Annotated in this window: 13 protein-coding genes and 1 tRNA gene; 11 read left to right on the top strand and 3 right to left on the bottom strand. The window is 34.1% G+C overall.

The annotated features are described in order from the left end of the window. The first annotated feature begins 97 nt into the window (after positions 1 to 97). The 9 genes from rsmI (at position 98) to Q7C23_RS18780 (ending at position 8,810) form a co-directional block, all read left to right on the top strand. Positions 98 to 817, top strand: a complete 720-nt coding sequence (gene rsmI / locus Q7C23_RS18820) for a 16S rRNA (cytidine(1402)-2'-O)-methyltransferase (protein ID WP_026983559.1) — start codon at positions 98 to 100, stop codon at positions 815 to 817. A gap of 115 nt (positions 818 to 932) precedes the next feature. Beyond that, the gene (locus Q7C23_RS18815; RefSeq protein ID WP_375033946.1) at positions 933 to 1,277 is read left to right on the top strand and encodes a HopJ type III effector protein; all 345 of its coding nucleotides are present in this window, start codon (positions 933 to 935) and stop codon (positions 1,275 to 1,277) included. Positions 1,278 to 1,491: 214 nt separating this feature from the next. Then, complete coding sequence (gene recJ, locus Q7C23_RS18810; protein WP_375033945.1) at positions 1,492 to 3,192, top strand: single-stranded-DNA-specific exonuclease RecJ; 1,701 nt, start codon at positions 1,492 to 1,494, stop codon at positions 3,190 to 3,192. Beyond that, on the top strand, positions 3,182 to 4,462 hold the full coding sequence (locus tag Q7C23_RS18805) for an MFS transporter (protein ID WP_375033944.1): 1,281 nt from the start codon (positions 3,182 to 3,184) through the stop codon (positions 4,460 to 4,462). Before recJ ends, Q7C23_RS18805 begins: the two co-directional genes overlap by 11 nt. Beyond that, positions 4,463 to 5,056 (top strand): hypothetical protein, encoded by a 594-nt coding sequence (locus Q7C23_RS18800; RefSeq protein ID WP_375033943.1) that lies wholly within the window; start codon positions 4,463 to 4,465, stop codon positions 5,054 to 5,056. Next, the gene (locus tag Q7C23_RS18795) at positions 5,057 to 5,977 is read left to right on the top strand and encodes an alpha/beta fold hydrolase (protein WP_375033942.1); all 921 of its coding nucleotides are present in this window, start codon (positions 5,057 to 5,059) and stop codon (positions 5,975 to 5,977) included. Positions 5,978 to 6,142: 165 nt separating this feature from the next. Next, the gene (locus Q7C23_RS18790) at positions 6,143 to 7,006 is read left to right on the top strand and encodes a carboxypeptidase-like regulatory domain-containing protein (protein ID WP_375033941.1); all 864 of its coding nucleotides are present in this window, start codon (positions 6,143 to 6,145) and stop codon (positions 7,004 to 7,006) included. A 155-nt stretch (positions 7,007 to 7,161) separates the two neighbouring features. Next, positions 7,162 to 7,518, top strand: a complete 357-nt coding sequence (locus tag Q7C23_RS18785; protein WP_056187127.1) for a hypothetical protein — start codon at positions 7,162 to 7,164, stop codon at positions 7,516 to 7,518. Between the two features lie 83 nt (positions 7,519 to 7,601). Beyond that, the gene (locus tag Q7C23_RS18780; RefSeq protein ID WP_375033940.1) at positions 7,602 to 8,810 is read left to right on the top strand and encodes a cytochrome c3 family protein; all 1,209 of its coding nucleotides are present in this window, start codon (positions 7,602 to 7,604) and stop codon (positions 8,808 to 8,810) included. Between the two features lie 4 nt (positions 8,811 to 8,814). On the opposite strand, the gene Q7C23_RS18775 is transcribed toward Q7C23_RS18780, so the two are convergent. From Q7C23_RS18775 to Q7C23_RS18765, 3 genes are all read right to left on the bottom strand, one after another. After that, the gene (locus tag Q7C23_RS18775; RefSeq protein WP_375033939.1) at positions 8,815 to 9,558 is read right to left on the bottom strand and encodes a UDP-2,3-diacylglucosamine diphosphatase; all 744 of its coding nucleotides are present in this window, start codon (positions 9,556 to 9,558) and stop codon (positions 8,815 to 8,817) included. 79 nt (positions 9,559 to 9,637) lie between these two features. After that, on the bottom strand, positions 9,638 to 10,087 hold the full coding sequence (locus Q7C23_RS18770) for a 6-pyruvoyl tetrahydropterin synthase family protein (protein ID WP_375033938.1): 450 nt from the start codon (positions 10,085 to 10,087) through the stop codon (positions 9,638 to 9,640). 167 nt (positions 10,088 to 10,254) lie between these two features. Further along, positions 10,255 to 11,019 carry an enoyl-CoA hydratase/isomerase family protein gene (locus Q7C23_RS18765; protein WP_375033937.1) on the bottom strand — a complete coding sequence of 255 codons (765 nt, stop codon included), beginning with the start codon at positions 11,017 to 11,019 and terminating at the stop codon, positions 10,255 to 10,257. A 105-nt stretch (positions 11,020 to 11,124) separates the two neighbouring features. On the opposite strand from Q7C23_RS18765, the gene Q7C23_RS18760 reads away from it, so the two are divergent. Further along, positions 11,125 to 11,198: transfer RNA gene (locus tag Q7C23_RS18760), tRNA-Ala, on the top strand. 125 nt (positions 11,199 to 11,323) lie between these two features. Beyond that, positions 11,324 to 12,217 carry a hypothetical protein gene (locus Q7C23_RS18755; protein ID WP_375033936.1) on the top strand — a complete coding sequence of 298 codons (894 nt, stop codon included), beginning with the start codon at positions 11,324 to 11,326 and terminating at the stop codon, positions 12,215 to 12,217. Positions 12,218 to 12,255 lie beyond the last annotated feature (38 nt).

Genomic DNA, 12,255 nt, shown 5'->3' with positions numbered 1-12,255 from the left:
ATTTCACAGATTTACACTAATTGATATTCGTGAAATTTTAGCACTTAAATTATTCGTGTTAATTCGTGCAATCTGTGTTTAATATTTAAAATTGATTATGTCTAAATTATATATCGTTCCAACGCCAATTGGCAATCTTGAAGACATGACTTTTCGTGCCATTCGGATACTTAAAGAAGTCGATTTGATTTTGGCCGAAGACACCAGAACGAGTGGAAAATTGTTGAAGCATTTTGAAATTGGCACGCACATGCACAGCCACCATATGCACAACGAACACAAAACAACTGAAAATTTAATTGCACGTTTGAAAGCTGGCGAAACCATCGCCTTAATTTCAGATGCTGGAACTCCGGCGATTTCTGATCCTGGATTTTTATTGACGCGCGCTTGTGTCGAAAATAAAATTGAAGTTGAATGTTTACCAGGCGCAACAGCTTTTGTTCCAGCTTTGGTGAACAGTGGACTACCAAATGATAAATTTGTTTTTGAAGGTTTTCTGCCTGACAAAAAAGGGCGTCAGACTCGATTTTTGGCTTTAGCCGAAGAAACAAGAACAATGATTTTATACGTTTCTCCACATAAACTCGTTAAGACTTTAGCCGAGTTTATTCAATATTTTGGAGAAGACAGACAAGTTTGTGTTTCAAGAGAATTATCAAAAATGCACGAAGAAAATGTTCGCGGAACGGCAAGAGAAGTTTTAACTCATTTTGAAAAAACAGCACCTCGCGGTGAAATCGTCGTTGTCGTTGCCGGAAAAACAATAATTAAAGAACCTAAGAAAAGTAAGTTTTCTAAGGATGAAGAAGAATAAAAAACAATATTAACCACAGATTAATAAAAATAGTTTGCCACGAATTGCACAAATTTTCACTAATTAAATTCGTGATAATTCGTGTAATTCGTGGCAAAAAAATAACACCAACATCATGAGCATTCAAGCCTTTTTAGAAAAAGTAAAACAAACTCCAAACGACATAACATTCCCGGAAACTATTGCAGTAATTGAGGAAAACTACAATTTTACTCCAACCGCTTTCCAAAACGGAACACAGCATAACGCTGCCGGAGAAAACTCAGGTTCTTGTAAATTATTTTCTTTTGCCAAATTGCAAAACTTAAGTAAAGAAGAAACTTTAGCCTGTTTTGGTGCCTTTTATTTCGAAGAAGTTTTAGGAGATCCAAACGGAACTAACCATCAAAACATTAGAAATTTCATCAACTTAGGCTGGGACGGAATTCAGTTTGATGGAAATGCTTTGGAATTAAAATAAAATATTTCTAATTATACATTTGTCAGGCTGAGGGGAGTCGAAGCCCTTTTCTAGTAATAAGAATCTCGACTCCACTCGATTTGACAGCTAAACATAAAAAACTTTGTCAAAGTTTGAAACTTTGACAAAGTTAAAAACTGAATATTCTTCTACAGATTAAACGATTTTTGATTTCTTCAATCTAAAATTCAAAATCTAAAATCAACAATAAAAAATGCGTTGGACATTAAAACCAAAACCTTCTGAAGATAAAGTTAAACATTTGGCGCAGGCCTTAAATGTAGAAGATTTTGTAGCCACGCTTTTGATTCAGCGTGGTATTGAAACTTTTGAAGATGCCAAAAATTTCTTTCGCCCTTCATTAGAACATCTTCATGATCCATATTTGATGAAAGATATGGATAAAGCAGTTGCCCGAATCGAAGCGGCAATTGAAAATCGCGAAAATATCTTGGTTTTTGGCGATTACGATGTTGACGGAACTACCGCTGTTTCTTTAGTTTCATCGTATTTGAAATCACATTATCCTAATATTGCCACTTATATTCCGGATCGTTATGACGAAGGTTACGGAATTTCCTTTAAAGGAATTGACTTTGCCGATAACAACGGATTCTCCTTAATTATCGCACTCGATTGTGGAATAAAATCCATTGATCATATTGCTTACGCGAAAGAAAAAAACATCGACTTTATCATTTGTGATCACCACAGACCCGGAAATACGCTGCCGGATGCGGTTGCAATTCTAGATCCTAAAAGAGAAGACTGCGCCTACCCTTACGATGAGTTGTGCGGTTGCGGTGTCGGATTTAAATTGATTCAGGCTTTAGGTCAAAATCGAGACGAAACTATCGAAGATCTTGTTCCTTATCTGGATTTAGTTGCCACGGCAATTGCGGCAGATATTGTTCCGATAACAGGCGAAAACAGAGTTTTGGCTTACTTCGGATTACAGGTAATCAACAGCGATCCAAGACCGGGGATTAAAGCTTTGGTGCATCAAGTTAAAAAGAAAGTCTTAGACATTACAGATGTTGTTTTTATTATTTCTCCTCGAATAAATGCTGCAGGAAGAATCAAACACGGTAATCACGCCGTTGAGTTGTTAACCGAATTTGATTTTGAGCAGGCACAGCAATTTGCGTCAGAAATCGAACAATACAATGCAGACCGAAAAGATTTAGACAAAAAGATTACTAAAGAAGCTTTTCAGCAAATTATAGCAAATCAGGAAGAAGAACGTTTTTCAACCGTTGTTTTTCAGGAAGACTGGCATAAAGGTGTTATCGGAATTGTCGCTTCAAGATTGATTGAAACCTATTATCGTCCGACTTTGGTTTTTACTAAAAGTGGTGATAAATATGCTGCTTCAGCAAGATCTGTAAAAGGTTTTGATGTTTACAATGCCTTGGATGCCTGTGCACAACATTTGGAACAATTTGGAGGTCACATGTACGCAGCCGGAATGACATTAAAAGCAGAGAATTACAAAGCTTTTAAAGAAGCTTTCGAAAAGCAGGTCGAAGAAACCATTTTGCCTGAAATGCGAACTCCGGAAATCGAAATCGACGCCGAAATTAATTTTTCAGACATCACGCCAAAATTAATTCGGATTTTAAAACAATTCGAACCTTTTGGCCCGTTGAATATGACGCCCATTTTTATGACTACGGAGGTAAAAGATACTGGTTATGCTAAAACGCTGGGTTCAGCAGATGAACATTTGAGATTGTTTGCTAAACAAAATAACTCAGAAGGAATCGCCGCAATTGGATTTGGACTTGGGAAAAAACTAGATATTACAAAAAATCAAAATACTTTTCAGCTGGCTTACACTATCGCTGAAAACGAGTGGAACGGAAATGTCTCTACTCAACTTATGTTAAAAGATATTCGGACAAATGGAAAATAAAGAAAAGAAAAACGACCCCTATCAGGCACTTCGTTTTAGAGAATTTAATATGTTTTTATTATTGCGTTTCGCAATGGTTTTTGCCTGGTCAATGCAGTTTATTGTTATTGAATGGGAAGTTTACAGCTTAACCAAGAATCCGCTTTCACTTGGAATCATTGGTTTGATGGAAGTAATTCCGGCCGTTTCAATGGCTTTATTTGCCGGACATATCGTCGACCAGAGAGAGAAAAAAGGAATGCTGGTATGGTGTATTTTAGGTTTTTCAATCATCAGTTTTGGGTTATTTTTACTAACCTGGCCTAAAATTGTTGGCGGATGGTCGTCTGATATTATTTTATATTCGATTTACTTTTTAGTATTTCTGGGCGGATTGGTTCGTGCCTTTTTAGGGCCAACAATCTTCTCGCTATTATCTTTAATTGTACCGAAAAAGGCTTATCCAAATGCTGCAACCTGGAGTAGTTCAGTTTGGCAAATTGGTGCGGTTTTAGGGCCAGCGGTTGCAGGTTTTTCTATCAATTGGATTGGAGTTCACTGGTCAATGTGTCTTGTTGTTGGTTTCTCAATATCTGCCTTAATTGCTTTAACTCAAATTGAGAAAAAACCAATTTTGAATCCGAAGATTGGTGAACCGGTTATGGAAAGTTTAAAAGAAGGAATTAAATTCGTTTTTAATAATAAAACTATTTTAGGAGTACTTTCTCTTGATATGGTTGCCGTTCTTTTTGGAGGAGCCGTTGCTTTATTACCGGTTTTTGCACAGGATATTTTAAAGGTTGGACCTGAAGGTTTTGGTGTTTTAAGAGCTGCGCCTGCAATTGGTGCTTTTATTACCATGTTGATTTCAGCTTATGTTCCGTTATATAAAAAAGCCGGAATGAAGCTTTTGATTGCTATTTTCATTTTTGGACTTTGTATTATTGTTTTTGGAGTTTCAACTATTTTCTGGCTATCTGTTGTGGCGCTGTTTTTAAGCGGTGTTGCTGACGGAATTTCAGTTGTAATTCGTCAGACGATTTTACAACTGAAAACTCCAGATCATATGCGTGGGCGTGTAGCTGCAGTAAATTCTATGTTCGTGGGTTCATCCAACGAATTAGGTGCTTTTGAAAGCGGTTTAACAGCAAAATTAATGGGAACGGTAACATCAGTAGTTTTTGGAGGAAGTATGACCTTATTGACTGTTTTAGGCTTCGGAATTGCCTCGTCTACTTTTAGAAATTTAGATCTTCAAAAAGACATGGAAGATCATCAAAATATGGAATAAATGAGCAAATTCAAAAAGCTACTTTTAAAAATTCATATCGCAACATTAATTATACTTTTAATAAATTTCATAATTAATGTTGTTTTCGAAATTAGCTTAATTGCCAACTTACATCTAATTCTTAAAGTTCTATTTTATTTTTCAGCTTGTATCTTGTTCTTTTATTATGTCAAGCCTTTTAAAAAAATAGCTTTATACTTTTCACTTTATATCTTTTCGCCTGTTTTTATTTTTATAAGCTGGTTAATTGATGGAATTATGGGAGCTATTTTATCATCTATTTTAGTTTTTTTCTTTTTTCCAAATGATATCAGATTTGAAAATGAACAAATCCAAATCAAGAAAACACCTAGAGGCTTTTTAGGTGCTTGTTGTAAATACGAAGTAATTGAAAAAAAGTATTTTTTGTTTGAGAGAAATATCGCCGAATTTCAATTTGAAAGAAATCTCAATTTCAAAAAAAACGATATTAAAATTCAAGATAACATTTTGCAAATGCATCTCATCATAAAAGATTATAATGAAGAAAAAGAGCATTACATCGCAAAAGACACTACAATTTATGCCGTTTTAAAAACTAAATCCATAAAGTAAATGAAATCATTACTTTTCGCTTTCTTTTTCACCCTTTCACTTTTTGCAAGTGGACAGAATCTCTACATCAAAACTTATGGAAACAAAAAAGAGAAAACCATAATTTTTATTCATGGCGGTCCAAGCGGCAACTCCACTTTATTTGAAGGTACAACTGCTCAAAAATTAGCTGATTTAGGATTTTACGTAATTGTTTACGACAGAAGAGGTGAAGGAAGATCTGTGGATCCTGAAGCTAAAATTACCTATGCAGAAGCATTTAAGGATTTAAATTCGATTTACAAAAAATACAATCTCAAAAAAGCCACACTTCTGGCGCATAGTTTTGGCGGTTTAGTTGCCACACTTTACACCGAAAAATATCCTCAAAACGTAAGCAACCTCATCATGGTTGGAGCTTTATTTTCACAGCAGGAAACTTACGATCATATTTTGAATTCGGTTTCAAAGATTGCAGCCGCTAAAAAAGACACAATTCAATTAGCGAAAATAAAGGCAATTGAAAAGCTAAATAAAAATTCTGCTGAATATCGAAAAGCCTGTTTTGATTTAGCAAGTGAAAACAATTACTTCAAAATACCAAATCCAACTGAAGCTTCAAAAAAACTATATAGTGATTATGAAGCAAGTGATTTCTTCAAAACGAATATTCGAAACAAAAATGCTCCATTACTTTTTTATAAAAATGAAAAGCAAAACAATATTGACAGCAGACCGTCCTTAAATAAAATAAAAAAGAACAGAATTCCTATTTATGCCATTTACGGAAAAGAAGATGGTATTTTTTCATCGGCCCAAATCAAATCTATAAAAGGTATAGCGGGACAAAACCATTTTGTTTTATTGGATAATTGTTCCCATTATTTATTTGTTGATCAACAAAATCAATTTCTTAAAAGTATTAAAAAATGGCTTAAATAAAATCACATAGCCCAAATATACTATAATTAAACTTATAACATACCCATGAATGAAATCATTTTATTTATGCTTAAAAAATTCAAATATCTGGAAATGTTAAACTTAGAATAAATTGATTTTAAACCATCAACTTATTTCATTTCTTTATAAGAAAATTAATTGTAAATGAAATATAACATTACTCTTCTGTTCTTCTTGCTTACTTTTGGAATAACGGCTCAGGAAAATTCAATTTCCGGGGAAATAAAAGATTCCAAAAACAATTCAAATTTAGATTATGTCAATATCGGTATTTCAAATAAAAATGCCGGAACGATATCAGACGCAAAAGGAAATTTTAATTTAAAATTGAACAACAAAGTCATACCAAACGATACGATTGTTTTTTCGCATATTGGTTTTGAGACTGAAAAATTACTGGTCAGTCAACTGAAATCAGACCATAATAAAATAATTCTGGAACCTTCTGAAAACACTTTAAAAGAAGTGGTCGTACAATTCAAAAAGCCAAGATCAAAACAATTTGGCCGAAGCGCAAAAGGTCTTGCTCTAATGCATGCTAATTTTTTCTACGCAATGGATAAAACCATTGATGACCGGTTAAGCAGGGAAAAAGGAATGCAATTCAAAATCAAAAAAGACTGTAAAGTCAATGATTTCAATTTCAACATTACGGTAAATGACTTTAAATTGGTCAAATTCAGATTAAACTTCTACAAAGTAGAAAATGATTTACCATCAAAAATTATTGTCGAAAAAGACATTCTCTTTGAAGTAAAAGATGGATTTCGAGGATTGTATACTTTGGATTTGAAACCCTATGATATTTATCTCGATAAAGAAATGGGAGAAATTGCCGTAACCATTCAATGGATTGAGAGTGTGAAAAAGGATGAAAAAAGCAAATTCTTCGCTATTTCAACTGCGGTAGCACCAACTCAAACCAGTTTTTCCAGAGAAAGAAACATGAACACCTGGTACAAAAGCGATCAAAGCCTTACCTTCTACCTCAACACTATGTGCCAATAATTTTTCATCCCACCATATAAGTCATGTAGGTTCATTTCGCCAAACTTAAAATTTATAATATGCCTTATATGGTCAAACATTTTTTCCAAATTTTATGAGTTTCTATTTAGAATTAATATAAATAATATTTATATTTGTTGAAATAAAGGATTGCAATGAGAGAAATAGAACAATTATACCACAACAATTTTGGAATTGCCTTTTATTGGAAAAAGGAAAACGAAACCATTACAGACAAAGTACAATTGGTATTCAAAGAAACCGGATTCTATTTTACGGTTCAGGAACTGAATTACTTTTGCGATTTAATCGAAGACAGCATGATTGAAAACGCTTGTTGTGAAGCCTGCGAACTGAAAAACTCCTGTCATAAATTTCTACTCAAAACGCCTTGTGCTCAAATTGATTTAGCCGTTTCTATAAAAGAATTAAAATCGATTAAAGATTTAGTTGAAGGCTCTTTATTCCGAATTGAGCTTGATGAATATGTTTACGGAGTTGGGATGAATTAATGAACATTCTAAATATTTTAACAGCATTCCTTCATAATTGAAATATATTTTGGTTTTCTTCAAAAAAAAGTATATTTACGGTAATGAAAAAATTAAGCATTCTTTTTGCCATTACTGTTTTAGCGGTTTTCTTATCCAACTGCACGAACAAATCTGATGAATATATTGATCCTCGCGGAACCGATTATGCCGGTTCTGAAAGTTGTATTCAATGTCATCAGACCCAATATGACATGGCTTTAAAAAGTTCGCATTTCAAAGCAACAGCACCAGCCTCTTTAGAAAATGTTTTAGGTGATTTCGACAAAGGAAATCATACTTTCATCTACGATAAAAACACCAAATTAGTCATAGAAAAACGCAACGACAGCCTCTATCAGGTTTTGTATAAAAACGGAAAAGAAGTTGAAGCACATCGTTTTGATATCGTTTTTGGAACGAAACATGCTCAAACCTCTGTTTATTGGCGAAACAAGAATACGTACGAACTACCCATTTCTTATTACCATTCTATAAAAGGCTGGGCCACAAGTCCGGGATTCCCAGCTGACAAACCTTACTTTGACCGAATGGTAGTTAAAGATTGTTATGCGTGCCATGCTTCAAATGCCAGCAGTCGTACTGTTGAGCAAAATTCTACTGAAAGAAATTTCATGTCAATGGATGTTGAAGATATAATTGATCCTAAAACTATTGTTTATGGAATTGATTGTGAACGTTGCCATGGCCCGGCCAAACAACACGCCGAATTTCACCTTAAAAATCCAAACGTAAAAGTTGCCAACAGCATTACCCGTTTAAAAAACTTAAACAGACAACAAAAATTAGATGCCTGTGCCTTATGTCACGCCGGAAATGACGGAATGAAATTGAAATCGCGTTTTGATTTTAAACCAGGTAATAATCTTTCAGACTTTTACAGAAGCACAAGAAGTGTAACCGATACGGCTACATTTGACGTTCACGGAAATCAATTTCGTTTAATGGCGCAAAGTAAATGTTTTATCAACAACGAAAAAATGGATTGTATTACGTGTCATAATCCACACGAAAATGCTTCAAAAAACTTAGCTTCTTATTCTAAAATTTGCATGAGTTGCCACCAAAACGGTATAAAACATTCAGATAAAACACTTAAAAAAATGTCTGGAAGTTTATTGGCTAATAATTGTGTAGAATGTCATATGCCGAAAAAATCATCGGGTGCGATTAAATTTCAGCTATCTGATAGCAAACAGCTATCGAATTATATTTTAAGAACACACAAAATCGGAATCTATCCGGCCAAATAAAGGTTTATTTTTCGAATTTTTTCAATTCAAAAGTCTCACCATCAAAAACACCGTAAGTAAAATAACCAATCCAGTCGCCCAAATTCACATATTTGGATTCTTCTCCAACCGGAATAATCATTGGTAAATGGCGATGGCCGAAAATAAAGTAATTGTAATGTTTCGTTTCGAGTTTACGTTTGGCGTATAAAACCAGCCATTCGTTTTCTTCCCCTAAAAATTTCACATCTTCATCCCCCGAAATCAGTTTGTTTTTAACCGATAAATATTGCGCTAAACTAACGCCAACATCAGGATGTAACCAGCGAAAAAGCCATTTTGAAAACGGATTCGTAAATACCTTTTTCATTCGTTTATAGCCTTTATCTCCAGGACCTTTTCCGTCGCCGTGGCCAATTAAAAAGGTTTGACCGTTAAAAGTAAATTCCTTATTATCATGATAAACCGGAATATTCAATTCGGTTTCAAAATAATCATTCATCCATAAATCATGATTTCCAACGAAGAAATAAATCGGAATTCCGCTGTCGCGAATCTCTGCCAGTTTGCCTAAAATACGCACAAATCCTTTTGGTACAACGGTTTTATATTCGAACCAAAAATCAAACAAATCACCCAATAAAAAAATAGCTTCTGCATCTTCCTTTACCTCATCTAACCAGGCGACAAATTTCTTTTCACGCGGTAAACTCAACTCAGGAGTCGGAGCACCAAAATGCTGATCAGAAGCGAAATATATTTTTTTCATTTAGATTTTTAGATTGTGAGACTTCTTAGATTTTTAGACTTCTTAGATTTCTGTTGGAAAACTTTGGACTTTCGACTAATTAATTGTCAGAAGCATACCATTCTGCAAATGACGATTCTGTTTCCTGAAGTTTAAGAGAGAATAATGTTATTCCGGCAGGAAGTCTTGCGACGATTCTTTCTGCGAAATCTACCACCATGTTTTCACTTGTTGGTTGGTAATCTACCAAAATTACGTGATGTCCGCGGTTTTTCAATTCATTTGCCAATTCGATATGCGGAGTCGTTTCGTTAAAAACAGTTGCATGATCAAACTGATCGACGATTTCTTCTTTTACAATTTTCTTTAGATCCGAAAAATCAATTACCATTCCGAATTTCACATTCGATCGATCTGTAATTGGCGAACCAATAACCGTTACCGATAATTTATAACTATGTCCGTGAACGTTCTTGCATTTTCCGTCGTAACCGTATAATGCATGTCCGGTTTCGAAGTTAAATTGTTTTGTAATTCTGATATTACTCATCGATTTGAATTTTAGGTTGCAAATTTACGAATTAATAACCGTTTAAATAATAAATTCCAAATAAAGAAAAATCCAAAATTCCAATAGTATTGTGTCTTTATTGGAATTTGGAATCGAGCGATAGCGAACAGGCGAAGCAATTTAAAAATATTGGAATTTCCCTTTTCTTACTTCTTAAATTGCCTCAAAGCCTCTTTCGCGAAGTCAGACAAAACCAATTTCCCCGTAATTGCAGCACGCTCAATTAATATCGATTCCCACTGTTCGGTTCCTTCCCAGATGATTTTCTTCATTTCGAATAAAGCTTCCGGATTATATGAACTCAGTTTTTGAGCAAAATTCTCCACTGCAGCATCCAATTCATCCGCGTTATGTAGCGACGCATAAAGTCCTTTCTCCAAAGCCCATGCCGCCGATTTCCAATCTGTTGCTGCCAACGTCATTTCAGTCATAGCCGTTTTACCAATTTTACGCGAAACAGCCGGTTCAATTACAAACGGACCAATTCCGATTGCCAATTCAGATAATTTTATAGCACTTTCAGTCGTAGCCAAAACATAATCACAAGTCGCAATAATACCGACACCACCGCCAACCGCTTTTCCCTGAACCCGACCCACAATTATTTTAGAGCAATTGCGCATGGCGTTTAATAAATGTGCAAAACCAGAGAAAAATTCTGTTCCCTGTTCTTCATTTTCCACTTGCAAAAGTTCATCAAACGAAGCCCCGGAACAAAATGCTTTCGAACCTTCGCTTTGCAAAACAATAACCGAAACCGCTTCATTACGGCTCAGCGAATTAATTTCAACAGTTAAGCGATTCAACAATTCACGCGGAAAAGAATTACTCGCCGGATGACCAAATTGCACCGTCGCAACGGCATTATTAAAAGTAGTTTGTAAAGAACCGTTTTGAATTTCTGCACTCATAAAAATAGTTTTGAACGTAAAGTTACGGTTTTGAAAAATAATTTCACCCGAAGCCTTTTGAAATTTGTTTTTTGAAAATTAATTGACTTTATTTGCTAACGCTTTGGGGGATTAGCTCATTTGGCTAGAGCGCTTGCCTGGCAGGCAAGAGGTGACCGGTTCGAATCCGGTATTCTCCACTTTTCATTATTAAGCACTTATAGAAATATAGGTGCTTTTGTTTTTTCTACGGGTACAACATAGGTACAACAAATTTAAAATATCTCTACTATTATAATTTTAGCAATTTGATTACTTTTGATAAATGCAAAGCACAAAAGAAAATCCATTAGGCTATTTTGAATCATATATAGTAGGTAGCGGTTTAAAAATATCGCTTGCGGAATTTATTCATGATTTAGTTCATGTTTCAGGTTATCATATCACAGATGTTGACAAAACCACCGGTATTGTAAAATATTTTGATTACAATGATTCAGAAACTTTTGAAGTCGAATCTAAATTTGAAAAGCAATTAACTAATGATTTACTTAATGAACTAAACAATACAAAAGTATTAATCAGTGATGCAGTCACAGAAATGGTTAAAGCAAATCAAGATTATATCAACTTTTTACTCCTTCAGCAAATACAATTACAGTATATAGTTAATAGTGGTAAAGAAAACATAAACTCATTTCCAGTATTACTAAAGCCTTTGTTAGGAGTTGCAAATTATATAAACAATAAGTTTTTAACAGAAAGCCCTAAAAAAATACACCTTGATTTGTCTTGTTTAAAAACTGATACAGACAATGCTATAATACAAGATAAAAACCAAATCATTTCTTCAGTTTTAAGTTACTTAAAAACACAAAATGAGAAAGATCAAAAAATCATGTCCGATCAAGAATATGAATTAATGATTGGTTACATCAGTTTCTACGTTGAAAACAACATTCTTCCTGAAGATATTCAAAAATTACAAACTTTAAACATTTCAAAAAACCTATTAAGATTTACTTTCTGGGTTCTTCATAAAAAACTTTATACAACGAGCTTAATCCGTCCAGATTTTATTTCATTAATAAAGCAAATATTTTCAGACTTTGATGAGTGGGAATTATCAACCTTAAAACGAAAATTTGGAAATAAGGATAAAGTCACCCATAATGGCAAATTGTTTATTCCAGAAATAATCAAAAATGAACTAAGATAATTCAATAGAAAAGTGGTATAACCACTTTTTCTTTTTTT

Origin of the sequence: Flavobacterium sp. LAR06 (genome assembly GCF_041946075.1) — a bacterium.
Classification (GTDB): Bacteria; Bacteroidota; Bacteroidia; order Flavobacteriales; family Flavobacteriaceae; genus Flavobacterium.
This window is presented reverse-complemented; position numbering and strand designations above follow the sequence as displayed.

Excerpts from the sequence above, each read along its gene's own strand:
- Q7C23_RS18775 (WP_375033939.1), bottom strand. The coding sequence starts at position 9,558 with ATGAAAAAAATATATTTCGCTTCTGATCAGCATTTTGGTGCTCCGACT.
- Q7C23_RS18785 (WP_056187127.1), top strand. The coding sequence starts at position 7,162 with ATGAGAGAAATAGAACAATTATACCACAACAATTTTGGAATTGCCTTT.
- rsmI (WP_026983559.1), top strand. The coding sequence starts at position 98 with ATGTCTAAATTATATATCGTTCCAACGCCAATTGGCAATCTTGAAGAC.
- Q7C23_RS18815 (WP_375033946.1), top strand. The coding sequence starts at position 933 with ATGAGCATTCAAGCCTTTTTAGAAAAAGTAAAACAAACTCCAAACGAC.
- Q7C23_RS18755 (WP_375033936.1), top strand. The coding sequence starts at position 11,324 with ATGCAAAGCACAAAAGAAAATCCATTAGGCTATTTTGAATCATATATA.
- Q7C23_RS18805 (WP_375033944.1), top strand. The coding sequence starts at position 3,182 with ATGGAAAATAAAGAAAAGAAAAACGACCCCTATCAGGCACTTCGTTTT.
- Q7C23_RS18790 (WP_375033941.1), top strand. The coding sequence starts at position 6,143 with ATGAAATATAACATTACTCTTCTGTTCTTCTTGCTTACTTTTGGAATA.
- Q7C23_RS18795 (WP_375033942.1), top strand. The coding sequence starts at position 5,057 with ATGAAATCATTACTTTTCGCTTTCTTTTTCACCCTTTCACTTTTTGCA.
- recJ (WP_375033945.1), top strand. The coding sequence starts at position 1,492 with ATGCGTTGGACATTAAAACCAAAACCTTCTGAAGATAAAGTTAAACAT.
- Q7C23_RS18800 (WP_375033943.1), top strand. The coding sequence starts at position 4,463 with ATGAGCAAATTCAAAAAGCTACTTTTAAAAATTCATATCGCAACATTA.
- Q7C23_RS18770 (WP_375033938.1), bottom strand. The coding sequence starts at position 10,087 with ATGAGTAATATCAGAATTACAAAACAATTTAACTTCGAAACCGGACAT.
- Q7C23_RS18765 (WP_375033937.1), bottom strand. The coding sequence starts at position 11,019 with ATGAGTGCAGAAATTCAAAACGGTTCTTTACAAACTACTTTTAATAAT.
- Q7C23_RS18780 (WP_375033940.1), top strand. The coding sequence starts at position 7,602 with ATGAAAAAATTAAGCATTCTTTTTGCCATTACTGTTTTAGCGGTTTTC.